Source organism: Candidatus Accumulibacter contiguus, assembly GCF_012940005.1.
In the GTDB taxonomy this organism is placed as follows: Bacteria; Pseudomonadota; Gammaproteobacteria; order Burkholderiales; family Rhodocyclaceae; genus Accumulibacter; species Accumulibacter contiguus.
The window spans coordinates 1-25757 of record NZ_SPMX01000069.1; the positions used below are offsets into that span (position 1 = coordinate 1).

Annotated in this window: 23 protein-coding genes, 6 pseudogenes and 1 riboswitch; of the genes and pseudogenes, 17 read left to right on the plus strand and 12 right to left on the minus strand. The window is 61.9% G+C overall.

Annotation, left to right across the window (positions count from 1 at the left end; genetic code table 11):
- The 3 genes and pseudogenes from E4Q08_RS19380 to E4Q08_RS19390 all read left to right on the plus strand — a co-directional run.
- Positions 1-512: pseudogene (locus E4Q08_RS19380) on the plus strand (transposase); the annotation flags it as partial.
- 176 nt (positions 513-688) lie between these two features.
- Positions 689-971: pseudogene (locus E4Q08_RS19385) on the plus strand (type II toxin-antitoxin system Phd/YefM family antitoxin).
- Positions 964-1233 carry a Txe/YoeB family addiction module toxin gene (locus E4Q08_RS19390; protein ID WP_169071575.1) on the plus strand — a complete coding sequence of 90 codons (270 nt, stop codon included), beginning with the start codon at positions 964-966 and terminating at the stop codon, positions 1231-1233. The pseudogene E4Q08_RS19385 and the gene E4Q08_RS19390 overlap by 8 nt, the downstream one beginning before the upstream one ends.
- 742 nt (positions 1234-1975) lie before the next feature.
- On the opposite strand, the pseudogene E4Q08_RS19395 reads toward E4Q08_RS19390, so the two are convergent.
- From E4Q08_RS19395 to E4Q08_RS19410, 4 genes and pseudogenes are all read right to left on the minus strand, one after another.
- Positions 1976-2214, minus strand: a pseudogene (locus tag E4Q08_RS19395) (DUF4172 domain-containing protein); the annotation flags it as partial.
- Positions 2189-3664: a DUF3375 domain-containing protein gene (locus E4Q08_RS19400; protein ID WP_169071576.1), complete on the minus strand. Its 1476-nt coding sequence runs from the start codon at positions 3662-3664 to the stop codon at positions 2189-2191. The pseudogene E4Q08_RS19395 and the gene E4Q08_RS19400, both read right to left, overlap by 26 nt.
- Entirely contained in the window at positions 3661-3894 is a 234-nt protein-coding gene (locus tag E4Q08_RS19405; protein ID WP_169071574.1) for a hypothetical protein, read from the minus strand. The genes E4Q08_RS19400 and E4Q08_RS19405 overlap by 4 nt, the downstream gene beginning before the upstream one ends.
- 3 nt (positions 3895-3897) lie before the next feature.
- Complete coding sequence (locus E4Q08_RS19410; protein ID WP_169071577.1) at positions 3898-5049, minus strand: pyridoxal-phosphate-dependent aminotransferase family protein; 1152 nt, start codon at positions 5047-5049, stop codon at positions 3898-3900.
- 259 nt (positions 5050-5308) lie between these two features.
- Here E4Q08_RS19410 and E4Q08_RS19415 point away from each other — a divergent pair, with 259 nt between their 5' ends.
- Positions 5309-6256, plus strand: a complete 948-nt coding sequence (locus E4Q08_RS19415) for a DUF808 domain-containing protein (RefSeq protein WP_169071578.1) — start codon at positions 5309-5311, stop codon at positions 6254-6256.
- A 40-nt stretch (positions 6257-6296) separates the two neighbouring features.
- Here the strand turns inward: E4Q08_RS19415 and E4Q08_RS19420 are convergent, their stop codons facing one another.
- The 5 genes and pseudogenes from E4Q08_RS19420 to E4Q08_RS19440 form a co-directional block, all read right to left on the minus strand.
- Complete coding sequence (locus tag E4Q08_RS19420; protein ID WP_211203495.1) at positions 6297-7985, minus strand: AMP-binding protein; 1689 nt, start codon at positions 7983-7985, stop codon at positions 6297-6299.
- Between the two features lie 39 nt (positions 7986-8024).
- A complete protein-coding gene (locus tag E4Q08_RS19425) occupies positions 8025-8297 on the minus strand; it encodes a hypothetical protein (protein ID WP_169071579.1) in 273 nt (90 codons plus the stop codon).
- 69 nt (positions 8298-8366) lie between these two features.
- Positions 8367-8801: a hypothetical protein gene (locus tag E4Q08_RS19430; protein ID WP_169071580.1), complete on the minus strand. Its 435-nt coding sequence runs from the start codon at positions 8799-8801 to the stop codon at positions 8367-8369.
- A 62-nt stretch (positions 8802-8863) separates the two neighbouring features.
- The gene (locus tag E4Q08_RS19435; protein WP_169071581.1) at positions 8864-9517 is read right to left on the minus strand and encodes a TetR/AcrR family transcriptional regulator; all 654 of its coding nucleotides are present in this window, start codon (positions 9515-9517) and stop codon (positions 8864-8866) included.
- A 5-nt stretch (positions 9518-9522) separates the two neighbouring features.
- Positions 9523-11548, minus strand: a pseudogene (locus E4Q08_RS19440) (oxidoreductase).
- A gap of 133 nt (positions 11549-11681) precedes the next feature.
- On the opposite strand from E4Q08_RS19440, the pseudogene E4Q08_RS26250 reads away from it, so the two are divergent.
- The 6 genes and pseudogenes from E4Q08_RS26250 to E4Q08_RS19470 form a co-directional block, all read left to right on the plus strand.
- Positions 11682-11825: pseudogene (locus tag E4Q08_RS26250) on the plus strand (helix-turn-helix domain-containing protein); the annotation flags it as partial.
- Between the two features lie 195 nt (positions 11826-12020).
- Positions 12021-13247, plus strand: a complete 1227-nt coding sequence (locus E4Q08_RS19450; protein ID WP_169071583.1) for a TolC family protein — start codon at positions 12021-12023, stop codon at positions 13245-13247.
- Positions 13244-13816 (plus strand): hypothetical protein, encoded by a 573-nt coding sequence (locus E4Q08_RS19455; protein ID WP_169071584.1) that lies wholly within the window; start codon positions 13244-13246, stop codon positions 13814-13816. Before E4Q08_RS19450 ends, E4Q08_RS19455 begins: the two co-directional genes overlap by 4 nt.
- A complete protein-coding gene (locus E4Q08_RS19460; protein WP_169071585.1) occupies positions 13809-14981 on the plus strand; it encodes an efflux RND transporter periplasmic adaptor subunit in 1173 nt (390 codons plus the stop codon). The genes E4Q08_RS19455 and E4Q08_RS19460 overlap by 8 nt, the downstream gene beginning before the upstream one ends.
- A gap of 9 nt (positions 14982-14990) precedes the next feature.
- Positions 14991-18095 carry an efflux RND transporter permease subunit gene (locus E4Q08_RS19465; RefSeq protein ID WP_169071586.1) on the plus strand — a complete coding sequence of 1035 codons (3105 nt, stop codon included), beginning with the start codon at positions 14991-14993 and terminating at the stop codon, positions 18093-18095.
- 23 nt (positions 18096-18118) lie between these two features.
- Positions 18119-18544, plus strand: a complete 426-nt coding sequence (locus E4Q08_RS19470; protein WP_169071587.1) for a hypothetical protein — start codon at positions 18119-18121, stop codon at positions 18542-18544.
- A gap of 538 nt (positions 18545-19082) precedes the next feature.
- Here E4Q08_RS19470 and E4Q08_RS19475 read toward each other — a convergent pair.
- From E4Q08_RS19475 to E4Q08_RS19485, 3 genes are all read right to left on the minus strand, one after another.
- Complete coding sequence (locus E4Q08_RS19475; protein ID WP_034912537.1) at positions 19083-19511, minus strand: GlcG/HbpS family heme-binding protein; 429 nt, start codon at positions 19509-19511, stop codon at positions 19083-19085.
- Between the two features lie 201 nt (positions 19512-19712).
- Complete coding sequence (locus tag E4Q08_RS19480; RefSeq protein WP_034912534.1) at positions 19713-20282, minus strand: hemerythrin domain-containing protein; 570 nt, start codon at positions 20280-20282, stop codon at positions 19713-19715.
- Positions 20283-20530: 248 nt separating this feature from the next.
- Positions 20531-20622: riboswitch (cyclic di-GMP riboswitch) on the plus strand.
- A gap of 31 nt (positions 20623-20653) precedes the next feature.
- Positions 20654-20989 (minus strand): hypothetical protein, encoded by a 336-nt coding sequence (locus E4Q08_RS19485; RefSeq protein ID WP_169071588.1) that lies wholly within the window; start codon positions 20987-20989, stop codon positions 20654-20656.
- 69 nt (positions 20990-21058) lie between these two features.
- On the opposite strand from E4Q08_RS19485, the gene E4Q08_RS19490 reads away from it, so the two are divergent.
- The 7 genes and pseudogenes from E4Q08_RS19490 to E4Q08_RS19520 form a co-directional block, all read left to right on the plus strand.
- Positions 21059-21496, plus strand: a complete 438-nt coding sequence (locus E4Q08_RS19490; RefSeq protein WP_034912522.1) for a type IV pilin protein — start codon at positions 21059-21061, stop codon at positions 21494-21496.
- A gap of 3 nt (positions 21497-21499) precedes the next feature.
- Positions 21500-21979: a pilus assembly FimT family protein gene (locus tag E4Q08_RS19495; RefSeq protein ID WP_169071589.1), complete on the plus strand. Its 480-nt coding sequence runs from the start codon at positions 21500-21502 to the stop codon at positions 21977-21979.
- Complete coding sequence (locus tag E4Q08_RS19500) at positions 21970-22485, plus strand: PilV family protein (protein ID WP_169071590.1); 516 nt, start codon at positions 21970-21972, stop codon at positions 22483-22485. The genes E4Q08_RS19495 and E4Q08_RS19500 overlap by 10 nt, the downstream gene beginning before the upstream one ends.
- The gene (locus E4Q08_RS19505; RefSeq protein ID WP_169071591.1) at positions 22475-23596 is read left to right on the plus strand and encodes a PilW family protein; all 1122 of its coding nucleotides are present in this window, start codon (positions 22475-22477) and stop codon (positions 23594-23596) included. Before E4Q08_RS19500 ends, E4Q08_RS19505 begins: the two co-directional genes overlap by 11 nt.
- Positions 23593-24183: a pilus assembly PilX family protein gene (locus E4Q08_RS19510; RefSeq protein ID WP_169071592.1), complete on the plus strand. Its 591-nt coding sequence runs from the start codon at positions 23593-23595 to the stop codon at positions 24181-24183. Before E4Q08_RS19505 ends, E4Q08_RS19510 begins: the two co-directional genes overlap by 4 nt.
- Positions 24184-24247: 64 nt before the next feature.
- Positions 24248-24811 (plus strand): hypothetical protein, encoded by a 564-nt coding sequence (locus E4Q08_RS19515; RefSeq protein WP_169071593.1) that lies wholly within the window; start codon positions 24248-24250, stop codon positions 24809-24811.
- Positions 24702-25757, plus strand: a pseudogene (locus tag E4Q08_RS19520) (hypothetical protein); the annotation flags it as partial. The gene E4Q08_RS19515 and the pseudogene E4Q08_RS19520, both read left to right, overlap by 110 nt.

Below are 25757 nucleotides of genomic sequence, written 5' to 3' on the forward strand. Positions count from 1 at the left end.
GTGATCTCCATGGCCAGTCGGCACGCGCCATGATCAAGGCGATTCTCGACGGCCAGCCTCCGCATGAGGTGCTCCATCTCGCCAGCCGACGTCTCAAAGCCAGCCGCGAGGAATGGTACGATGCCCTCCAGGGTGAATGGACCGCGAGCCATGGGTTCGTTCTCGACGAACTGTTGCGGCATATCGAAGAACTGGAAGCGAGCATCGCCCGTTTCGACGCCCGCCTGCTCAGTGAGTTGGCGAGCGAGAAAAATGCCCTGGCACTGCTGCAAACCTTACCCGGTGTCGACGTCATCGGTGCGGCCATGCTGCTGGTCGAAATCGGCAGCGACAGGAGCGTTTTCGGTACCCCCGACCGCCTGGCTTCCTGGGTTGGCATCTGTCCAGGAAACTATGAGTCGGCGGGGAAGCGCAAGTCGGGGCATATCCGCAAGGGCAATCCCTACGTCCGCCGACTCCTGTGTGAGTTCGCTCACGCCGCCAGACGCACCAAGTCGGCGTTCCAGTCCAAGCTCTGACTCGCTTCGGCTTCATCCCCGCAGCCGCTTGATTCACGCCAACCCATTTGCATGACCCAGGGGGGTCAGGCCTTCGTTCGCCTTCCGGGTGGCTTCTTTCACATTAAAAAGGTGCAGGATGCAACGGGCTTCATGTACAATAATTCTGTACAATTTATCTGGAGTTGGACATGACCATCGAGACAACCTACAGCCAGGCCCGTGATCAGTTGAAAGCGCTGATGGATCGGGCCGTGGATGATCGCGAGATTGTGGTGGTGCGTCGCCGTTCCGGCGGGGCAGTGGCCATGATTGCTGCGGACGAACTGGAGAGTCTTACAGAAACCGCACACCTTCTGCGTTCTCCCAAGAATGCAGAGCGCATGCTCTCTGCCCTGGCACGCGCTCGGGGGGGGCGAAGTGCAGCCGACGCCTGTGCATACCCTGAAGCAGGAACTGGGGCTTGATGGCTAAGGTCGCCCGGCTTGCGGTTTTCCAGCCGGAGTTTATCGAAGATCTGCGCTATTGGGTGGAGACTGATCGCCGTACAGCCAGGCGTCTGCTTGAACTGGTAGAGGCGGTGTTGGGGGATCCGTTTGACGGGATCGGCAAACCAGAACCTTTGAAGTACCTGGGGGGTGACGTATGGTCGCGGCGCATCACCCAAGAGCATCGCTGTGTCTACCTGGTGAAAGCCGATCGCGTGGAGTTCTTGCAGGGGCGGTATCACTATTGAAATTCACGTGACTCGGAGGCGCCGTTAGCCTAGCCTAGGAAAAAAGCGAAAAAAAGGGGACAGTATAGTTAATTCCCCACGAGCCCTCGCAACTTCGGTCAAGGTAAACCCGAACGGTTGCTTGGGCGAAAAAGCCCGCATTTTTGCAAGGATGGGTAAACGGTCATGACTTTGCAAAACACCCCCGATGATGAAAGTCATGACCGTTTCCCCTCCCACGGCCCTCGCTGCATCGCGGGCCGGCTGCGGCGGCGCGGAGCAGTGCTTCGCGAAACCCCGCCTTCGCCCCCGCGAGGGGGAGGAGGGCCTTCGACAAGGTTCAGGGCTGGATTCGACACTCCGGCGACGAGAGAAAGAGATACTCGATTGTTCAGACAAGGGTCGGTGCTCGTGTTGTCAGCGGCAACGACATTCGGCTCGCTGTACAGGTTCGCGCCGCCGGGACCGACTCGCCCGGCGGCAGCCATCGGCCCAGCTCCTTTCCGATCACGAACTTCGGCGTGAATCGACTGTCACTTTTGTCCGGTTCGAGAAACTCCACGCCGCAGAGAATCCCTTCGTCCTCCACGCCGCAGCATCAAGGTGCCAGCCAGAGCCGCCGCCGCTACCACCGCGAACAAGGCTGCGGCCTGTACCCAGTGCGCGATCCGCGACAGCCGCCCGCGTTCGGGCTCGGTCAGAGCCAGTTGTTCCCCCACTGATGCGCCAATCCGGGATTCCTGGTCGCGGAGTTGCGTCAGGCGCCTGCCGCCCTCCTCATCTTGATGACGTCCTCCGTCAACACCGACAGGCTGGCCTGGTCGCACAGGGCCATGCCGACGTCGGCCAGCCGGCCCATCAACAGACCCTGGGCGCGGCTGACGTTGGCCAAGGGCTGGGCCAGGGTAGCCAGGTCAAAGCGCCAAGTTGCCAGTCGCTGGCTTGCCAGATCCCACGCTGTCCGATGTTCACTGTCTCATCTCGCTGGCTTTCTGACCCCATTGACGAAGATCACACGCGGCAGGCGCGCCTGCTTCAAATGCTGCTCCCCGTCCGCACCAGGGCCTTGCCAACGAATGACCTCGCTCGCCGTTTCGTCGATCACTGACTTGAAGGTATCGTCGGCGAGTTGCAGATAGGCGACGAGTTCGGCCAGGCCATGCTCGAGCGGCCTCGCCGCGCACAATTCGCGCAGGGTCACCTGCGAGCGATCCTGCAGGGCATGGCGGATGTGGCGTGCGAGCTGCGTGCGGTCGACCACCACCTGTGAGAACAACACCGCGGCATCGACATCGTCATCGCCCGCTGCGAGTGCGACATCGGCGATCAGGGGCTTGATCGCCGGCGTGTACAAAGGCCGCTCGATCGGCAGTTCGATGTCGGCGGCGGTGTCGGCGATGCTCATCACCGATCCCGGTGGCGGCGTATCGCGCAGCGCCAGTGCCTTGGCCTCGATGCCGTGCAGAATGTCCATGATGCGACGATTTTCCAGCCAGGCCTGGTCATCGAGAAAGCGGCGCAACTGCTGCGAAAGCTGCGCCACCGTACGCTGCGTGTGCTCGCCGGCCTCCAGCCAGTCATAGTGTACCCGGCGGGTGCGCACGTCGGGCCGTAGTTCGAGCACCGGTTGCAGCGACAGTACCCGCTCGAGCAAGGTCGTGAGTTCCTCCTGACGACGGCTCGACATCAGGAAATCCCAGAAAGCGCGAAAACTCCGCCCCTGGTCGGAGTCGGCAATGGCATCGCGCTCGCCCATGATCTCTTCGAGCAAGGCCCCCTTGGCGCCTTCCCACAAGGCGATGCGCTCGCGAACGCGCCGATCGAGCCCACGAAAATTGTGCTCGACCTCGCGAAAGTCGCTCAAGAGTTCGCGCGCCAGGGTCGTGAACTGCTGGAAGCGATCCTTGAGCCCGGTGTCGTCGAGCATCGGCAGATCACCGGACAGGACGCGCGCGATCTCGATGTCGATCTCGTCGCGGCGGCGCTGCAATTCGGCGATGCGCGCCTGCGGGTCGGTCTCGCTGCCCTCGCTCATTTGCTTCAGGAGTTCGAAGAGGGTCAGCAGGCGCGACTCGGTACCGACGAAGCTGCGCTCGGCGAGCGTCGCCAACCAGGCAATCGCCTTCTCGGTCGCCGGCATCAGGTCGAAATGCGGTTCGTCCGACCCCTGCGCATAATATTTGCGCAGCCAGCCCTTGTCGTTCGCCGCCCAGTCATTGAGGTAATCGAGCGCTGATTTCGGGAAAGCCGCGCCGCCGAGGCGCTCGCGCAGCGCATACAGCTCGTCTTCGAGCGCCTCGGCGAGGTCGGCCTGCGTCATCACCCGCACATTTGGCGCGATGAACACGCGCTGCAGAAAGCTCGCCAGCAGCGGCGCATGCTCCGAACGTAGCAAGCGCCAGGCCGGATGGCTCTGGCGCAGCAGGTCGAGGGTGGCGTAATCGAGGGTCATGACAGCAATACGTCAATCGCATCCCAGCACTTTTCCTGGACCATCACGAAGCAACAGCGGCCCTCGGAAAGCGCCGCCCATAGTCCACTGATCAAGCTCGGCACCAGCATCAGGTTGCCGCTGTCGCTGGCTCCACAGGCCAGTTCCGGCACCGACTCGAGCCGACGGAAGGGTACGTCCTTATGATGCCGGACGACGGTCTCTTTACCGATCCAGTTGAGCGTTGGCAAGTCTCAGGGCCCAGGCGGCGGGTTCATACGCGTCACCGCATCGAGCGCATCGGCCAGGTTGCGCACCGTGCGGTCGGGATTGTGGAGTTTTTCGAGGCCGAACAGACCGATGCGGAAAGTTGCGAAATCGGCCGGTTCGTCGCACTGCAGCGGTACGCCGGCAGCGGTCTGGACGCCGATGGCAGCGAACTTCTTCCCCGACTGGATTTCCGGGTCGTCGGTGTAGCTGACGACTACGCCCGGCGCCTGGAAACCTTCGGCAGCGACACTCCTGAAACCTTTGCCGGTCAGCAGTGCGCGCACGCGCAGACCGACCTCGAGTTGCTCCTGGCGTACGCGCTCGAAACCGTAGTTTTCGGTTTCCCGCATCACGTCGCGCAGGGCTGCCAGCGTGTCGGTCGGCATCGTCGCATGATAGGCGTGAGCGCCGTTCTCATAGGTCTCCATGATCTGCATCCACTTCTTGAGATCGCAGGCAAAGCTGCTGCTGGTCGTGGCGTCGATTCGGATGCGCGCGCGTTCGCCTAGCACCACCAGCGCGCAGCAGGGCAGACCGGTCCAGCCTTTCTGGGGGGCGCTGATCAGGACATCGACTGCATTGGCAACCATATCGACCCAGACCGCACCGGAAGCGACACAATCGAGAACGAAAAGGCCGTCGACTGCGCGCACTGCCTCACCGATGGCGCGCAGATAGTCGTTGGGCAGGATCATTCCGGAGGCGGTTTCGACATGTGGCGCGAAGACCAGGTCCGGCTTCTCGGCGTGAATGCGAGCAACGACTTCCTCGATCGGCGGCGGCACGAACGCTGCCTGCCTTTCTTCACCGAGACGGCGGGCGTGCAGGACGATGCTGGCCGAAGGAATCCGCCCCATCTCCAGAATCTGTGTCCAGCGGAAGCTGAACCAGCCATTGCGGATGATCAGGCACTTCTTGTCGGTGGCAAACTGGCGGGCTACGGCTTCCATGCCGAAGGACCCGCTGCCCGGCACGATGATCGCCGTCTTGCCGTTGTAGACCGTCTTGAGAATCCGCGCGATGTCCTTCATCACGCCCTGGAAGCGCTGCGACATGTGGTTCAGGGAGCGATCGGTATAAACCACCGAGTATTCGAGCAGGCCATCGGGATCGGGTTGGGGCAGCAGTGCGGGCACAATTGTCTCCAGTGGGTAGGGTGAGAAGTGAGAGTAGTGATTGCGTCTGGGAAGGACGGGGAGCATAACGCCAAGTCCGCATGGCGCGCTAGTCACAAAGCGGCCTGGCGGTGGAAGCGACCCCCCAGGATTCGCGCGCAAGCACTTCACCGGGCACTTCCGGCGACAGCGAAGCGCCTTATCCCCTAGAATGCAATCCTGCTTACCGCAACCCCGGTAGCGCTCGAATGCACAACCCACTCCTGGAACGGGAACCACCATGGCCGGAGCCAGCCTGCTTGCCCTGATCGATGACATTGCCTCGGTCCTCGACGACGTTGCCCTGATGACCAAGGTCGCCGCCAAGAAAACCGCCGGCGTCCTTGGCGACGACCTGGCACTCAACGCCCAACAGGTGTCGGGCGTACGGGCCGAGCGCGAATTGCCGGTGGTCTGGGCGGTCGCCGTCGGTTCGCTGAAGAACAAGCTGATTCTGGTACCGGCGGCGCTGGTGATCAGCCGTTTCCTGCCCGCGGCAGTGATGCCCCTGCTGATGCTCGGTGGCATGTATCTGTGCTTCGAAGGGGTCGAGAAACTGGCTCACCGGTGGCTGCATGGCGCTGGCGATGACGACGCCCAACACGCCGAGCAACTGGCTCTGCTGGCCGACGAAGATGCCGACCTGCCGGCACGCGAAGCCGACAAGGTCAAGGGAGCAATCCGCACCGACTTCGTGCTCTCGGCCGAGATTGTCGTCATCGCGCTCGGTACCGTTGCCGACCAGTCCTTCAGCACGCAGGTCGCGGTGCTGTCAGGGATCGGCCTGATCATGACGGTCGGTGTATATGGCGTCGTCGCCGGCATCGTCAAGATGGACGACATCGGACTCTATCTGCTGACCAAAAGTGGTGCACTGGCGCGAACGATCGGCAAGGGCCTGCTGCTGGCGGCGCCGCGCCTGATGAAGGCGCTGACGGTCATCGGCACGGCTGCGATGTTCCTGGTTGGCGGTGCCATCCTGACGCACGGCATACCGCCGCTACATCACCTGGTCGAACACCTCGCCGGGCTGGCTGGTACCATTGCCGGCGTCGGCGGCGTGCTCAAGGCGCTGCTGCCGCCCCTGCTTGACGTGCTCGTGGGTGTCGTTGCCGGCGGCCTGGCCCTCCTTGGTGTCCAGGCTTTTGCAGCCATCCGTGCTGCGCTTCGCAGGCAGAAAAGACAGTAGCCGACGAGCGCCAGCGGCAACCCCGAAACGCGCGCGCCGCTTACTCTTTCGGCGCGTCACGCAGTTCGCGCCGCAGGACCTTTCCGATCGGCGTCTTGACCAGGGCATCGCGAAACTCGACATGGCGCGGCAGCTTGTAGCCGGTCAGATGGGCCCGGCAGTGCTCGATCACGGACTCCCTGTTCAGCGTCGGATCCTTCCTGACAATCACCACCTTGACCGCTTCACCCGATTTCTCATCGGGCACGCCCACCACCGCGCATTCGAGTACGCCCGGATGCGCCGCGACGACACTTTCGACCTCGTTCGGATAGACATTGAAGCCCGACACCAGAATCATGTCCTTCTTGCGGTCAGTCAGGGTCACGCGGCCATCGGCACACAGATGGCCGATGTCGCCCGTCTTCAACCAGCCGTCCTGCAATACCTTGGCTGTTTCTGCGGGATTGTTCCAGTAGCCCTTCATCACCTGCGGACCACGAATGCAGATTTCGCCGGTGTGTTTCTCGATGTCGCCCGCTCCGGTCCATGCCGGCAACTCCTTGAAATCCTCGTCTCTGATCGACAGCTCCGTGGACGGCAGGGGCAGGCCAATGCTGCCATCCCAGGGTGCGCCCAGAGGCACGGCGCAGGCGCCTGGTGAGGTCTCGGTCAACCCGTAGGCTTCGGTGAGACAACGTCCGGTCACTTTTTGCCAGCGCTCGGCCACCGGCTTCTGTACGGCGGCGCCGCCACCGACCACCACCTTGAGCATCGAAAAATCGAGTTGCTCGAAACCCGGCGTATGTAGCAGACCATTGAACAGCGTATTGACGCCGGTCATGCCGGTGAATGGCCAGCGCCCGAGTTCCTTGACCAGCGCCGGCAGATCACGCGGATTGCTGATCAGCACGATCAGGCTGCCCCACTTCATGAACGACAGCGTCGAGGTCAGGCAGAAAATGTGGTACAGCGGCAGCGGCGCAATGATGATTTCGCTGCCTTCCTTGAAACTGCCCGAGATCCACACACCGGTCTGCTCCAGGTTGGCAAGAATATTGCGGTGGGTCAGCATCGCCCCTTTTGCGACACCGGTCGTGCCACCGGTGTACTGCAGGAAGGCGATGTCCTCACCCTGCAGATCGACCGGCTGCAGGCGCGCCGCCATGCCTCGTTCGAGCGCGTCGCGAAAGGTCACGGCGCCATCGATCTGCCAGGCCGGCACCATTTTCTTCACGGCCCTGATCATGAAGTTGACGATCCAGCGCTTCGGGATCGGCAACAGATCACCGACCTGTGTGGTGATCACATGCTTGAGCGGCGTGCTGCTCAACACCTGCTGCAGTCCACTGGCGAAGTTCTCGACGATGACGATGGCCCGAGCCCCCGAGTCATTCAACTGGTGCTCCAGCTCGCGCGGCGTGTACAGCGGATTGACATTCACCACCGTCATGCCGGCGCGCAGAATGCCGAACAGCGCCACCGGGTATTGCAGCAGATTCGGGGACATGATCGCCACGCGCTCGCCCTTGCCCAGACCCGGCAAGCCTTGCAGGAATGCGGCAAAAGCACCCGACATGCGCTCGAGTTCGGCGTAGCCCATGGTGTAGCCCAGGTTGTGAAACGCCGGTCGCTCGGCAAATTTGCCAAAAAGCCTCTCGAGCAGGTCCGGGATCGACCTGAACTGGTCGGGATCGATCTCGGCGGGGATCCCGGAAGGGTAGTTCCTGAGCCAGATGCGATTCACCATGCTCTCCTGCTCGATGATGGCATAAGTAATTGACCGGATTCAAATATTGAAGCTGCTGCAAATGACATCTGATAGAGAATAGTTTTGATTTCCACGCCAACGCTTGATGGCCACGATCTGCCTCATGCGTAGTGATAACTCAAGACCCCTGATACCATCCGAGTAAAAATTGGTGGGGAAGGCCTCGACCAGGTCAAACTTTCGCTCATGCAAGACTTCCATGATGCGACCAGCCTTCATCATGGCCAACGATCTCTGAACTGCTGCCTCTTGCTTGGCATAAATCTCGTCTGTCTTGACCTCAGCGAACAATAGGAATTCTTGAATTGAAGCGACATGGAGTCGCCGTCGTACAACCAGGTCCAGCGATTATTGGCTTTGTCATGATTCATGCACGACATCGCGGCAAATTTTTTTCAGAACCATATTCATATTGCGGATTTTATAGTACAGGCGGACTGGCTGAAATATCTCGCCTGTCATGGTCATTACCAGTGCAGCTTGCTTGTTCATGGCATTTAAATAGGAAAGGGAATCAAACGAAGGGGTGTAAAGTGCTTCCGACCGTCCTGGCATCGACACCTTACACCATCGATGCGAGGGAGAAGGTAGATGCTCGAAAATCCCGCCAGGATTGACTATAGCCCAGACACGTGGCCGATGCCACTGCACGCTGCACGGCCATCGATGGTCGATGGGTCGTGAGGCGCTGGTCGCCGTCGCGTGTGAGCAGCGCGCGGCGCTGGCGCGGGACATGCCGCACCGGCAGATCACGGTATGGCCTGAACCACGGATTCCAGGGTAGGTGGTCTTCAAATACCAATCCGAACTTCTTGCCCTGCTGTGTTACGGTCGATCGCCGTCAATCGCTCACCAACTCACCCTGCGCCGGATTGCTGTCCTGTGCCGATGTCGTCGACATGCTCTTGGCGCAGCTCCGAAAGAAAGGGTAACAACAGCTCGGCTGCTGCGGTGGCGATCTCGTCGAGTGACAGCGCGCCATCCGGCCGGTACCACTGACTGCTCCAGTTGAGCATGCCGAAGAGCAACAGGCGCAGCGGTGCTGCCGAACTGCGCAACCTGCCGCTGGCAGCCAGTTCGTCCAGTGTTGCCTGCCATACCTCCTGGTAGCGGTCAGTGACCGCAGCGATTTCGGCCCTCGCCTCGGCGTCGAGTGCGCGCGATTCGTAGAGCAGCATCGGCACCTGGCAATCGCCTTCGAGAAGGTTCCCGAGATGGGCGCGGATCATCATCCGCAGGCGCTGCGCAGGGTCGACGATGCCATCGCTGGCCGCCTGCAGGCGCCGGTAGCCGGTCTCCAGGCCTGCGATCATCGCCGCCTTGAGCAGTTCCTGCTTGCTGCGGAAATGGTAGAAGGGGCTGCCCGAGCGCATCCCGACGGCCTCGGCGATATCGCGCGTGGTGGTCGCGTCAAAACCTTTCTCGACGAACAGGCGGGCCGCCGCGTGCAACAGTTCTTCGCGGCGGTTCGCTTCCAGCGTGCCTTGCCGTTGTTTGCGGCCGGCCGGCATGGTGATCAGAGCGCCGCTGCCAGGCGCGTTCCCTGATCGATGGCGCGTTTGGCGTCGAGTTCGTTGGCGACATCGGCGCCGCCGATCAGCGACAGCGGCACATTGGCGGCGCGCAGACCGGCTTCGAGATCGCGGCGCGGTTCCTGACCTGCGCAGACGATCACGTGGTCCACCGGCAGGCACTGCGGCTGGCCATCGACGATGAGGTGCAGGCCGGCGTCGTCGATGCGCTCGTACGTCACCCCGGAGAGCATCTGTACGCCGCGTTTCTTGAGCAGGGTGCGGCGAATCCAGCCGGTGGTCTTGGCCAGCCCGTCGCCGACCTTGGCGGCCTTGCGCTGCAGCAGCCAGACCTGGCGTCGTGTGGCTTCCGGGACCGGTGGACGGAGGCCGCCGCGGTTGGCGAACTCGGGGTCGATCCCCCATTCGCCCTGGAAGCGCTCGATTTCGTCGCGATCGTCGTCGGTATGGGTCAGGAACTCGGCGACGTCGAAGCCGATGCCGCCGGCACCGATGATCGCCACGCGTTCGCCGGCAATACGAAAGCCTTCGATCAGGTCGACATACGAGATCACCTTCTCGTGCCCGATACCGGGCAGTTCAGGCTGTCTTGGCACGATGCCGGTGGCGAGAACGACATGCTCGAAGCCGGCATCGGCCAGCTCGGAGGCTTCGCAGCGTTTGCCGAGTTCCAGGGTGACCCCCGCGTCCTGCAGGCGGTGATCGAAGTAGCGCAGCGTCTCGCTGAATTCTTCCTTGCCCGGGATCCGGCGTGCCAGCCTGAACTGCCCGCCAATTTCCGCGGACGCATCGAACAGGGTGACCCAATGCCCCCGTTCGGCCGCAGTCAGCGCGCAGGCCATACCCGCCGGTCCGGCGCCGACGACGGCGATCCGCTTGGGCGCTGCTGCTTTCTCGATCAATAGTTCGGTTTCCCGGCAGGCCCGCGGATTGACCAGACAGGAAGTCAGCCGGCCGGCGAAGATCTCGTCGAGGCATGCCTGGTTGCAGGCGATGCAGGTGTTGATCGCGTCGGCGCGTCCAGCCGCCGCCTTGTTCACGAAGTCGGCATCGGCGAGGAAAGGGCGTGCCATCGAGACCATGTCGGCGCAGCCGGAAGCGATCACTTCCTCGGCGACATCCGGCATGTTGATGCGGTTGGTGGTGATCAAGGGGATGTCGACCTCGCCCATCAGGCGTTTGGTCACCCAGACGAAGGCCGCGCGCGGCACCATCGTGGCGATCGTCGGAATACGTGCCTCATGCCAGCCGATACCGGTGTTGATGAGCGTTGCCCCGGCGGCCTCGATCGCCTTGGCCAGGGTGACGATCTCATCCCAGGTACTACCGCCTTCGACCAGGTCGAGCATCGACAGACGGTAAATGATGATGAAGTTCGGCCCGGTCGCCGCGCGCACGCGCCGAACCGTTTCGACGGCGAGGCGGATGCGGTTCTCGAAAGGGCCGCCCCAGCCGTCCTCGCGGAAATTGGTCTGCTGGGCAATGAACTGATTGATCAGGTAGCCTTCCGATCCCATCACCTCGACACCGTCATAGCCGGCGAGTTGCGCGAGGCTGGCGCAGCGGGCGTAGTCCTTGAGCGTCCGCTCGATGTCCTCCTCACTGAGTTCGCGCGGGCGGATCGGCGAGATCGGTGCCTGTACTGCCGACGGCGCGACAGCACCGCGATGATAGGCGTAGCGGCCAGTATGCAGGATCTGCAGGGCGATCTTGCCGCCTGCCTGGTGGACGGCGGTCGTGACCTGCCGGTGCTGCTCGGCCTGCGCCTCGTTTTCGAGTACCGCTGCGCCGGGCATCACCACCCCATCCTGGTTGGGGGCGATGCCGCCGGTCACGATCAGTCCGACGCCCCCCACGCGCGCGCTCGGCATAGAAGGTGGCGAGACGGGCGAAGCCTTGCGGAGCTTCTTCGAGGCCGGTATGCATCGAGCCCATCAGGACACGATTCTTCAGTGTCGTAAAGCCGAGATCGAGCGGGGCGAGCAGGTGGGGATACGGGTGGTGGCGCATGCGGACAGTCTCCTGAGACGGGTTGAGCGTGGCGTGAGTGATCAACAATTAAGCAAGCAATCGCTTGTTGGATTATCGAGGATTGGCTGGCTGCACGCAAGTGGAGTCCGGAGATGGCCGGAAGTCATGGCTCGTAAAGCAGGTGTCGGAATTCTTTCTATCGCAAAGCGAGTTTGCCCGTCTGATGCGGGTCAGCACCAAGACGCTGCAAAACTGGGAACAGCACCGCCGCAACCCAACCGGCCCCGCGCGCTGCCGCCTTGCTCAAGAGTACTAACGTATCGACCTTCCAGGTGATGCTCTTGCCGTCCACATCGATCAGCACGCTTTCGAGACGTGAGACATTCAGGCTTCTGTCGAGCTGTTACGCACAAGCGACGCAGATAACAAATTTGTAATTCTGCAGTCAGCTTTCTGTTGGTCAGCGTCCGGCAACATCACGCCCATCAGTGATTGACAATGGGTGCTTCCGATGCAAAGCAGTGCGCAGCGTACGGTGAAGGCAGGCCTCGCAGTCAAGCTCCTGACCTGGTTGCTGGCCATGACGACAGCTTCCGCGCAGGCGGAGACCTTGCGCGAAGTGTTCGAGAAAGCGTGGGCGAATTCCCCATCGGGGCGAACGGCAGAGGCGAAACGGGAAGAAGTCGCCGCCAGCCGAACGGTGGCCGAATCCTGGTTTCCTGCCGCCCCGAAAATTGACGCTTTTCACCGCACCGACCGCTGGAACAGCGATCTCGGTAACCAGGAGAGCGAAATCGGCATTTCGATTCCGCTCTGGCTGCCTGGACAGAAGGCTGCGCGCAGGAGCCTTGCCGAGGCCGAAGGCGAAGAGAACGAAGGCGACATCCAGGCGACACGGCTCGCCGTGGCCGGTGAATTGCGCCGAGCGCTGTGGACGCTGGTCATGGCCAGGAGTGAAGCAGAGGTTGCCGCAGAACGCCTGAAAACCGCGCTAGGACTCGAAGCGGATGTCGGCAGGCGGTTCAAAGTCGGAGAAATTGCCCGCTCCGACCTGCTGCTCGCCCGGCAGGAAACCGCCAGTGCGCGCGCAGCCGCTGCCGATGCCCAACTCACGGTGGTGCGCAGCCTGCAACGCTACCGGGTGCTGACCGGTACGGAGCGCTTGCCGGACGATCCGCAGGAGCCCCTCGCGGTGGCCGGCAATCACGCTGTCGATCCCCGCATCGCCGCCGCGCAGGCCGTTGTCGAGCGCGCCCGTGCTGCTCTCAAACTGGCTCAGGAGTCGCGCCGCGAGGCGCCGAGTATCGGTGTGCTCTATCGCCGCGATCGTGACGTATCCGGTGCCACCCCGCGCGACAGCATTGGTTTTGCCATCAGCCTCCCGATGGCCGTCGCAGCGCGCAATGCGCCGCTGATGGCCAGCGCCAACACCGCCCTGATCGAGGCCGAGGCCCGCTATCGACGGTTCGTTGCCGAAGTCGAGGCGGAGGTGTTCGAAGCCGAGGCGCAGCTCGCATCGGCCGCTCTCGGTGCGGTGCTGGCGGTCGAGCGCGAGCAAGCCGCGGCGGAGCGTCTGGCGCTGATGCGCCGCTCGTTCGAGCTTGGCGAAACCTCGCTCGTCGAGCTGCTGCGCGCCCAGTACCAGACCACCGAGGCTCGTATCGAAGGGGTCCGCAGCCGTTCCCGACTATCCGCCGCACAGGCCAATCTGAACCAGGCTAGAGGAATCACGCCGTGACCCGACCAACCTTCATTCCGACCTGGGCCGCTGCTGGTATGACGGCCATTCTGCTGGCGCTGTTTTCCCTGTCTGCGCCGATCATCGCCCATGAAGGCCATGACCACGGGGGCACCGCGAAGCCTGCCGACGCCCGACTGGCACCACGCTTCGAGGTGCGCAGCGAGGATGTGGAAATCGTCGGGGTGCTGGCCGACAAGGATCTGCTCATCTATGTCGACCGCGCCAGCGACAACGGGCCGATTCAAGGCGCACAGATAGAAGTCGAAGGGCAGGGGATCAAAGGGCTTGCCAGTGCGATGGGCGACGGGGTCTATCAAATACCCGCGGCCGCCCTTGCCCAAGCCGGCAAACACCCCCTGACGCTGACGATTCAGGCAGGGGAAATCGTCGATCTGCTCTCCGCCACCCTGGAGGTGGGAGAAGTCCCGGCGGCAGCGTCCGCCAAGGAAACTACCGAACGTCCGTGGTGGCTCTTCGCAGGGATTTCGCTGCTCCTGCTCTGCGGCGGCCTGGTCACGCGTCGCCTGCGGCGCCAGGCAAGAGAAAGGGCGATTCACCATGTCTGATTACCGCAACACCAGCCGTGACGCCCTTGTCCTGCTGTTGGCCGGTCTGCTCACGGTTCAGGTCTGGGCGCACGGCGGTGAGGACCACGGCGACGAGAAGAAATCCACCTCAGCCCCGCTGGCGGTCGCCCCAGTCCACGCCCAAGGCCAGGTGGCCTTCATCGAGCCTGCCTTGCGCTTGCCGGATGGCAGCGTCTTCGTGCCGAAATCGGCACAACGGCAACTGGCGCTACGCACCCAGACGGCACGCAAAGGCGAGTTTCCCCGCACCGTCGAACTCAATGGCCGCGTCGTCGGCGACCCCAATGCGGGCGGACGCGTGCAGACCTTCCAGAGCGGGCGGATCGAGGCCGGCCCGAAAGGACTCGCCGTACTCGGCCAGCGGGTCAGCAAAGGACAGCTGCTCGCCTGGCTGCAGCCGGCGTCCAGCGCCATCGAACGCGGTTCGCAGCAATCGGTGCTGGCCGAACTCGCGGCCCAGGAAACCGTCCTCGAACGCCGTGTCGCACGCCTCAGGCAACTGGAAGGCAGTGTTCCGCAGAAGGACATCGAGCAGGCACAGATCGAACTCGCCGCGTTCAAAAAGCGAAAAGCCGCGGTCGGCGGCAGCCTCGGCCGCGAAGCGCTGGTGGCGCCGGTCAGCGGTGTCGTCATCGCGGCCAACGCCGTCGTGGGTCAGGTAGTCGATGCGCGGGAGGTGGTCTTCGAGGTGATCGATCCACAGCGCCTGGCGGTCGAGGCGCTGGCCTACGACCCGCTGTTGCTCGCCGGCTTGGCCAAGGCCAGCGCGCCGGTGGCCGGCGGCGTTCTCGAGCTTGCCTTCGTCGGCATCGGGCGCACTCTCAAGGAGCAGGCCATGCCGGTACTGTTCCGTGTCGAATTGCCGAAAACCGGCGAGTTGCCTGCGCTTGCGGTCGGCCAGACACTCAAGGTGCTGGCTCAGACCAGCGGGCTCCAGTCCGGCGTCGCTGTTCCTGTCGTCGCCGTGGTGCGCAATGCGGCCAATGAATCGGTGGTCTGGGTGCACGAAAGCGCCGAGCATTTTGTCTCGCGCAAGGTCAGGATCGCGCCGCTCGACGGCCATTCGGTGGCCGTGACCGACGGGCTGAGCGGCGGCGAGCGGGTCGTCGTACAGGGCGCCGCATCGCTGTCCCAGATTCGTTGAGGGCGCGCCGTGTTCAATTTCATCATCAACACCAGTCTCAAGCAGCGCCTGATCGTGCTGGGCGTCTCGTTGCTGCTGATCATTTATGGCGCCCTGACCGTGCGCAGGATGCCGGTAGACGTCTTTCCCGACCTCAACAAGCCGATGGTCACGCTGATGACCGAAGCCGGCGGCATGGCGCCGGAAGAGGTCGAGCAGTTGATCACCTTCCCCGTCGAATCGGCGATGAACGGGATGCCCGGCGTGACGCGCGTGCGCTCCGTGTCGGGTATCGGCCTGTCGGTGGTGTATGTCGAGTTCGCGTGGGGCAGCGAGATCTACCGTAATCGCCAGCAGATCGCGGAGCGTCTCAACCTGGTGCGCGAGCAGTTGCCGCAGGGCATCGTTCCGCAGATGGGGCCGATCTCGTCGATCATGGGCGAGATCCTGCTCATCGCCCTGCCAGCCGACCCCGACAAGGTCAGCCCGATGCAGGTCCGCGAATACGCGGACTGGGTCATTCGCCCGCGCCTGCTGACCATCGCGGGCGTCGCGCAGGTCATTGCCATCGGTGGCCAGGTCAAGCAGTACCGCATTGAACCCGATCCGGCCCGCATGCAGGCGCTGGCAGTGACGCTGAGCGAACTGGGAGCGGCGCTGAAAAACTTCGGCGGCAACACGGCCGGCGGTTTCGTCGATGCGGGTGGGCGCGAATATCTGATCCGCAACATCGGCCGCAGCAGCCGGCTCGAAGACCTGCAGAACCAGCCGGTGGCGACGCGTCAAGGGCAGGTGATCCTGCTCCGCCAGGTCGCCTCGGTCACCTTGGCGCCGGCCATCAAGCGTGGCGATGGCAGTTTCCAGGGCAAGCCGGCCGTCATTCTCTCGGTGCAGAAGCAACCGACGGCGGACTCGGTGGCCTTGACGCGTGCCGTCGAAAGAGCCCTCGCCGAGATGGGCAAGAGTCTGCCGCCGGGGGTCGAAACACCGCAGTTCCTCTTCAAGCAGGCCAATTTCATCGAAGCGTCGGTCAATAACGTCGAGGAAGCGCTGCGCGACGGCGCCATCATGGTGGCCGTCATCCTGTTCCTGTTTCTCGCCAATCTGCGCACGACTTTCATTTCGCTGACTGCCATTCCGGTATCGCTGCTGCTCACGGCGCTGGTCTTCCACTACTTCGGCCTGTCGATCAACACCATGACGCTCGGCGGGCTGGCGATTGCCATCGGCGAACTGGTGGACGATGCGGTGATTGGCGTGGAAAACGTTCTGCGCCGCCTGCGCAGGAACCGCCGCCTGCCTGATCCGAAGCCGGCACTGGAAGTCATTGCCACGGCCTCGAAGGAGGTGCGCTCGGGGGTCGTCTATGCCACACTGATCGTCGTCCTGGTATTCATTCCGCTGTTTGCGCTGCCGGGCATCGAGGGGCGGCTGTTCACGCCGCTCGGAGTGGCCTATATCGTTTCCATTCTGGCCAGCATGGCGGTGGCAATGACCCTTACCCCGGTGCTGTGCTACTACCTCTTGCCGGCAATGAAGCCCATCGATCACGGCGACAGTGCCCTGGTATCCCGGCTCAAGACATGGGACGAACGCCTGCTCAACTGGTCGTTCGATCGCGGCCGACTCCTGCTCGCCGGTGCGGTCATCACCGTGGCGCTGGCGCTGGCATCGATCCCCTTCTTCCCGAAATCCTTTCTGCCGCCGTTCAACGAAGGCACCCTGACGGTCAGCGTGCTGCTCAACCCGGGCACCTCGCTCGCCGAGTCGAATCGCATCGGCACGCAAGCGGAGAACCTGCTTCTGACGGTGCCGGAAGTCACCGAAGTGGGTCGCCGGACCGGTCGGGCCGAACTGGACGAACACGCCGAAGGCGTCCATTCGTCCGAGATCGAGGTCGACCTGAAAGCCTCGGAACGCGGCCGCGAGGTGATCATCGCCGACATTCGCCAGCGCCTCTCCAGCCTGCCGGCGGTGGTCAGTGTGGGACAGCCGATTTCGCACCGCCTCGACCATCTGCTTTCCGGTGTGCGGGCGCAGATCGCGCTGAAGATCTTCGGTGACGATCTGGATACCCTGCACGGGCTGGCCGGTGACCTCAAGGAGCGCCTCGCCCGGATACCCGGCATTACCGATCTGCAGATCGAGAAGCAGGTGCTGATCCCGCAGTACAAAATCCGCGTCGATTACGACGCCGCCGCGCGCTACGGCGTCACCTCCGGCGAGCTGCTGCAACGGCTCGAACAGTTGCTGGCCGGCGAACGGGTCGGCCAAGTCCTGGAAGGCAATCGCCGTTTCGACCTCACCCTGCGCTTGCCGGAAGACGCCCGCGGCGAGCGCGGCCTGGAAAACCTGCTGATCGAGACGCCGACCGGCCGGGTACCGCTCTCAAGCCTTGCCACGATCGAGGATGGCGACGGCCCGAACCAGATCGGTCGCGAGAACACGCGCCGGCGCATCGTCATCTCGGCCAACAGCGATGGTTCCGACATGAGCCGGATCATTGCCGACATCCGCTCCGAAATCGACCGAACAGCGATGCCGGAAGGTTACTTCCCCCTCCTCGAGGGGCAGTTCCAGGCCCAGGAGGAAGCTGCGAGACTGATTGCTGTACTGGCGCTGGTATCGCTGGCCATGATCTACCTGGTCCTCTACAGCCGCTACCGTTCGGCAGTGCTGACGGCCATCGTCATGGGCAACGTGCCACTCGCGCTGGTCGGGTCGGTGGTGGCCTTGTGGATCTCCGGCCAGCCGCTGTCGGTGGCGGCCCTGGTCGGCTTTATCACGCTGACCGGCATCGCCACCCGCAACGGTATTCTCAAGATCAGCCACTACATCAACCTGTGCGCTTTCGAGGACGAGGTATTCGGGCGAAAGATGATTGTGCGCGGCTCGCTGGAGCGGCTGACCCCGGTGTTGATGACCGCACTGGTCGCCGCCTTCGCCCTGACGCCGCTGTTGCTCTCCGCGGACGCAGCGGGCAAGGAAATTCTGCATCCGGTGGCGGTGGTCATTTTTGGCGGACTGATCAGCTCCACCGTGCTCGACACCTTGCTGACGCCGGTCATGTTCTGGCTGTTCGGTGAGAAACCCCTGCAACGCTTGCTGGCCGAAAAAGCGAAAGAGTCCTTTTAACCCTACCCTGTGAGGAAGAATCCATGCAACGCACCCTGATTTCCAGCCTGGCCATGGTGGCTGCTTTAATGTCCGTCGGCAACGGCGTGTTCGCTCATGACGATGCTGTTCTCGACAAAACCAGTGGCTCCCACGGTGGCCAGCTGCGCATGGCCGGCAGCTACCATTTCGAGCTGGTAGTCGCCAAGGACAGCAAGGAAGCCAAAGACAACCCGGTCACGGTCTATCTCACCGACCACGGCGACAAGAAAGTCCCCGCGGCTGTTGCTACCGGTACGGCGACGATTCTAGCCGCGAAATCAAAAATCACGATACCGCTGGCTGCGTCCGGCGACAACAAGCTGACAGGGATCGGGAAATACGCCTCGGATCCCCAGATGAAGGTCGTCGTGTCAATCACTTTCGCTGACAAGAAGACCGAGCAAGCGCGGTTCACGCCGTTAATGTGAAAGTCGCGTATGCGACTCACGAATCTCCCCTCCCCACTTGCGGGGGGAGGGGTCGGGGGGAGAGGGAAACGGTCATGACTTTCATGATCGGGGGTGCCTGGAAAAGTCGTGACCGTTAGCCACAGCAGCATCCGATGGGCATGGAGATCACCAGCATTGAAAACTGTGGACGGCACCGCGGTGTCGCAATTCGCCCTCACTGCCGGTGTCACCTTCCACTGCAGAGCGTTTGTAATGATCGTACGTTCTGGCCAGCAAACAAGAAGACGAACCCCTCATCGGGTTGGTCTGTTTTTGCGTACTCCCGCGTGTTGGCGCGGGTTCGTGCGGGTTCCTGTGGACTTCGAGGCCTCCCGCAGGCGCCCGGATTTGGCCGTTTCCGGCCAGGAGCAGACGGCGAGGTAGTCCAAGATTTGATCGTTTGGGCGACTGCCCTTCTGTCGAATCCGGCCGCTGCGCGTCGGCCATGAGACGTCCGGAATCATCGATCGGCAGGACAGCGGCTGAAACTGAGTCGAAAAACGTTGGCGATGGCGTTTCAGCTTGGCTCTTTCCCGGTTTCGATGATGGCGTCAAGCGCGGCGACGCCGGCACGCGCCACCTGGGCGTCTTCGCCGGCCTTGACGCCGGAGACCCCAACCGCACCGATGACCATTGCATCGCACAGGATGGGCTCGCCACCTTCCAGGGGAACCACCGGCATGGCGAGCGCGGCAATACGGCCATTGTTCACCATATCCTCGAAGACCTTGCTCGGTTTGCCACTAAGGACGCAGGTGCGGGCCTTTTCCGGGGCTACGGCAGCACTCATGAGCGGTGCACCGTCCATACGCTGCAACCACAAGGCGTGTCCACCGGCATCGCATATGGCTATGCTCACTGCCCAGCCGCGCGAGATGGCTTCTGCCTCGGCTGCCGCCGCGACGAGTTTGGCGTCGTCGAGAGTCAATGCTTTGATGGTTCGCATCGGAAGTATCCTTGAGTCATGCGCTTCGGTTTTCGATCAGGTGATCAGGATGGCGCGTAAATAATAATTGACGTTGGTCAGCGTCGGCCCGGTCACCACCGAGTCGCCGAGCGCTTCGACCTTGTGGACCGCGGGTCCGCAGGCGCGCCGGCCAATACTGCGCGCGCGGCTGATCGAGCGCCGGGGGCGCGACGAGCCTTTTCAGCTCGCCCCGTATACCATCGCCGTCGCCATGATCTCCTCGGCTTCGTGGCGCCGGTGCAGCGCCAAGCCCAGCGCCGCCATGTCTTCGGCCTGGCGCGCCAGAACCAGCTGCGCAAAGGGCAGGAACTCCACTTCCTCCGTGCGCACGTGCTCGTTGAAGCGCCTCACCAGTTCGTGCAGCAGCGCGGAGTCCAGCCGGGGCAGGTCGCCGTTCGCGATGGCTTGCACGGCTGGTTCTAGCTGCTTCCACAGCTGCGCGATCTCGCGATGCTCGCGGACGAGTTGCGCGACCATGGCCTGTGCCCGGTCCGCTTCGTCGCCCGGCCCCGCGATCTGCAGTACCGCAGGGAACAAGTCGCGCTCCTCGTCATCGTGGTGGGCGAGCAAGCGGTCGCGGAACATTTTCAGCACGTCCGCGGCGCACCCGCGCGCCCGTGCGGCGGTGGAGACCATCTCGGGCAGGCCGAGTGAGGTTTCGAGCAGCGTCACGAACCCGACGTGACATCTGGAAAAGTCCTGCAGCGGGGCGGCGGCTTCGGCCGCCTGGCGGGTCGATGTCTCGGACATGGTACCTCCCTTCTCCGAGTTTGCATGTTCGTTTAAGAATACGCAATCCAACGCCCCTCCGCAAGTATGAGTCTGAACGAGGGGTGCGATCGAAAGTATTGTGGGAGAGTGTGTGCCCGGGTGCCGAGACCTGCCACGCCATAGGCGACGTCCATCCCGGCGCCTATGGCCGGATCGTTCGCATCAAGATCGAAAAGACTGGCCTTGAATTAGCGAAATTATAGGTGTATGCTTGATTTCAGTAGTCTCACTGAAAAAGGCAAACCCGTCGAAAGGCGGGGACGCAAAGTCACCGATCTAACGGAAACGGCATGTTTCCCAGGATAGCGGGGCCGCCAGGCTCACAGAGGCAACGTCCGGACAAGTTCCGTTCACGGTACATCCCTCACCAGCCCGTCGGATTTGCAGGCGGTTTCATTCCTGACCCGTAGTTGACCTTGCGCCAGCCCTCGATTGTTGTGGCTAGGCAGTGCGTCCTTATGGCGCTTGCAACAAGGAAACTCGGCGATGGCATTTCCATTCGAAAAGGTAAGCAGCTTCCCCGGCGGTGCCCGCTCGGTGGTGGATTTCGGTCGTCCCCAGATCCTTGTTGAAGCGCCGGCTCGCGTCGCCCAGGGGTTCGAGCGAATGCGCATTGAACTGCCCGTCTGCGCAAGAATGCCCCACGTTTCACCCTCAAGTTTGGCCTCAAGTTTGGCGGCTTGCATGCCGTTGTTTCAACCATACCCTTCGGCAACTTGTTGCCTTGCTCGCCGTAAACATCTCAGGCCAATGAAATGAAAGCGAATTCCGGATTCACCCTGATCGAGGTGATGATCGTCATCGTGATCATCAGCATTCTGGCGGCCATCGCCGTTCCAAACTACATCGAATATCTGACCAAGGGCCGCATCACCGAGGCGGTTAGTGCGCTTTCCAGCATGCAGGTCAGGATGCAACAGCATTTCCTCGACGAGCGTACATACGTTGGCGCCTGTACGGCCAGCTCGGTAGCACCACTGCCGGCCAATACCAGCAATTTCACGTTTGCGTGCTCCGGTCTTGGCGCGGCGGCTTATCAGGTGGATGCCACCGGACAAGGTAGCATGGCTGGCTTTCAATACCGGATCAACATGCTTACGGCGTCTGGCAAGAGCACGGTTGCCCTGCCGAGTGGCTGGACGCTCCCGGCCCCCAGTACCTGTTTCGTCCTGAATAAAGCCGGGGGGTGCTGAGCGATGTTGGGCCGTCGGCGTGGATTCACCCTGATCGAATTTCTGGTGGTGATTACCCTCCTGAGCGTTCTTCTGTCGCTCGGTGTTCCGGCCCTCAGCACCTATATGGCAAATGTCCGTCTGCGTACGGCGGCAGAAAAGGTCCTTGCCGACCTGCAGACGGCCCGCGCCGAAGCCATCCGTCTGAACAGCAATTCCTCGCCTTTTTTTCCTACCGAGACGCCGGCCAACATCGTGATCACCAGCAGTGTGACCGACAGTAGCGGCGGCAATGATCTCGTCTTCACGCCGTTCGGTGGCACCACCCTGGTGGCCCCCGCGGTGTACAGCTTCACCAATCCGGTTGCCGGGGCCTGTCATGCGGACGGTGGCCCGATACGCTGTCTGAATGTTTTTATCACCACCGGTGGCGGGGCTCGCCTGTGCGACCCCGGACTGACCGCCGCTCAAAAAGCAGCGGGAGATACGAGGGCATGTCCATAATGAAGACTCTTGAACGTTCACAATCCGGCATCGTGTTGCTGGAAGCACTGATCGGCATTCTGATCTTTTCTCTGGGTATCCTGTCGATGGTGGCGCTGGGCGCCACCGCCGCCACCGTGCAAGCCGATGCACAGTATCGCACCGAGGCGATGAATCTGGCCGAGCGAGTTTTGAGCCAGATCTGGACCGGGGTCGACCGGACCCAGCAGACCATCAATGGGGTGGTCATGTCCATGGTGAGCGCAAGCTCTCTGACCGATTTCCAGCACTTCAGCGATGGGGACAACTGCGTGTTCACCGGGTCGGCTTCCACCAATCCGGCGATTGTCGACTGGGTAGCCACCTTGCAGCCTACCGGCAAGCCATCCCCGCTTCCCGGCTCCACGGGAAAACAGCAGATCAGAGTAAATACCGCGGTCAACAATCAGGTCAGCATCACGATTTGCTGGCAGGCGCCTTCAGATAACAAATTGCGCCACTATACCCTGGTGAGCTATGTCAACTGACCCTTCCAGGCGACGCATTCTGCCGCGCAAGACTGCGCCGATGCGTCCTGGCAGGGGCTTCACACTGACCGAGTTGCTGGTCGGCGTGGCAATCGGATTGATCGGCATCATCGCCATGTTTCACGTGCTGTCGACCTGGGACAAGACGAAGCGGACGACAGCTGCCGGGAGCGATGCGCAGATTGCCGGGGCGGTGGGTTATTTTCTTCTGGAGCGCGATCTCAAGCAGGCGGGCATGGGATTTGGCGCGGCCAAGAGTACGGTGATGGGTTGTAACATTTCCGCGATCGTCAACGCAACGGCCACGACGACGGCACGTGCCGCATTCACTTTCCCGCTGGTACCCGTGAGAATCAGTCAGGGTGCCAGTGGCGCACCCGACAGCTTGCAGGTGTTATATGGCAATTCTTCCTTCTTTACCGCTGAGCAAGCCTTCAAGGCCTCCACGAGTATCAGCAAGAAAACTGACTCGCGGAATGGCTTCAAAGTGGGAGATGCGGTCATCGTCTCTGACGGTGCAGCGAATTGTGCGCTGATCGAAGTCTCCGGTGATACCAATACCGATTTGCTGACGCTTGATCACGCTGCGGGCAGCCTGCGCTTCAACGCCGCTGCGGGCACGGGAGCGACCTTCAGTTCCGGCCTTCTCTTCAACCTGGGAAAGACGCCTCAGTTGAATACCTGGCAGGTGGCCAATGGTACCCTGGTTGTTACCGACGGCCTGTATCGCAATACTGCCATACCGGTCGCCGATGGTGTGGTCAATCTGCAGGCGCAATATGGCATCGATAGCGATGGCGACTTCAAGGTCGATACCTGGCAGGATGCCGATCCGGTCGACTGGACCCGTCTGCTGGCGGTACGCGTGGCCATTCTGACCCGCAGCCAGCAGTATGAGCCGACGAGCACCGGACCCGTCTATGTCACCCAGACGGCACCTGTTCTGCCCTGGCTGGACAGCAGCAATGCCGCCATTCCCTTCACCATGAAAAATGTGGACGGCACCGACGATAATAATCCGGGGGATGACAATGACTGGCGAAATTACCGTTACCGGGTCTATGGCGGGATGATTTCCCTGCGCAACATGGTCTGGGGAGTATCGCCTTGAGCGCTCCGGCAAAACCGATCGCCCGGCCTGAAGTTGCGCCACGCGGCCATCAGCAAGGCCTGGTGATGCTGATTGCGCTAGTCATGCTGGTCGCCATGACCATGGCGGGTCTGACCATGATCCGCGGGACCGGGGCCGGTCTGGGGATCGCCGGCAATCTGGCCTTCAAGCAGACGGCGACCTCGGTTGCGGATTACGGAGTGGAAAACGCGATCGCCTGGCTCACCAATCCCCTGCGCACATCCGAGGTTCTCAAGACCGACGACACCGCCGCCGGATATTACTCGGCATGGGGCACCGACTTCTCGCCCCTGACCTACGACTGGACGAATTCAAAACTGCTGACTGCCGATGACGGTTTGGGTAATGAAGTGCGATACGTCGTTCATCGTCTCTGCGAGACACCCGGTCTGGCCCCGAACGCCGCTCTCCAGAAGTGTGCGACGGTGAATACACCCTGTGCCAGTTGTTCGAAGGGGGGCGATGCCAGCTCGCTGATCGATTCGGTTCAACCCTATTACCGGATCACTTCACGGGTCAAGGGTCCGCGAAATACGGTCAGCTATATCCAGGTGATCATGTATTAATGGGAAAAGTGACAAAGCATCAAGTCGGATCCCGCCGGGGTTCGATTCTGGTTCGGTAGCGGCAATGCAGGTTGCTGCCAAGGAGACTGCGATGGGAGATTTCGGGAAATTGATGGTGGCTGCTGTCCTGCCAGGCGTGTTCCGTGTTCTTGCGGGCCTTTCAATGGTCATTGCATCGAGTGTGGCGCAGGCCGCATTGACCGATATTTCCGACGCCCCGTTCTACAATTCCACCTCATCGCAGCTCAAGCCGAACATCATGCTGCTCATGGATACTTCCAATTCCATGCGTTTCTCGCACATGCCGGATCAGATCGAGGGAACCAATAGCGGTTTGATGCCGATCGGTTACAAGAGCTATCAGTGCAACATCCTCTATTACAACCCGAACCGGGTTTACGAGATTCCCAAGGATAGTTCCGGGAATCCCTTGCCAACCCCCAGTTTCACCGCCGCACCCTACAATTATTACTCGACGGACACGCGGACCGTCGATTTGTCCAGCCTTTTCCAGGCCTATGACACCTCGACCCGGCAATATCAGACGGTCTCGGATCCCCCCCCAAGCCGCCTATTACTACCAGCATTCGGTTGCCGGTGCGAAGAACTATCTGAACACTCCCTGTAGCGATGCGGATGTCGGGGCAACGGTTCCCGCCGGCGACGGCGGCACGTGGACGCGCGTCCTGGTTTCGTCGACATCGGGAACCGGCGGGGTCGATGAACGGCAGAATTTTGCCAACTGGTATACCTTCTACCGGACACGGATCAGTCTGATCAAAAGCGCCGTCAGTCTCGCCTTCATGCCGCTGACGGACAGCAGTCGTGTCGGTTTCATCACCGTCAATCCCGATCTGACCGGCAGCGCCAACTACCTGCCGATTGCCGATTTCAATGCGACGCAGCGAAGCAACTGGTTCAGCAAGCTGTTCAGCCAGGTGCCGGGCGGATCTTCTCCTTCCCGTGAGGGGTTGGCGCGTGTCGGTCGACACTATGCCGGCAAGCAGGACAGCATCAACAGTGGCATGAGCGGTGACCCGATCCAGTTTTCGTGTCAGCAGAACTTCACCATCATGACCACTGACGGCTACTGGAACGTGGCCGCCGAAACCGCCGGACCGGTGCAGCTTGACGGTGCGACGCTGGTCGGTCAGCAGGATGGCACGCTGGATACCGTGATCGACAATACCCACTGGACGCAGCGCCCGATGTGGGACGGTGGACCCGACACCTCCCGAGTGAGCACCGACAAGACCACCCAGTACCAGTCGGTCATCTGCGTCAGTCCCTATGCCAACCGGACAACGTCCCAGAACCTGCAGAGCACCTCGCAGAATCTGCAAAGCACCTCGCAGAATCTGCAAAGCACCTCGCAGAACCTGCAAAGCACGCTGCAGAACCTGCAGAGTACTTCTCAACTCACGAAAAGTACCTCGCAGATCACGCAAAGCACGCTGCAGAACCTGCAAAGTACGCTGCAGAACCTGAAGAGCACCTCGCAACTCACGAAGAACACCTCGCAGCTCACGAAAAGTACGCTGCAGAACCTGCAAAGCACGCTGCAAAATCTGAGG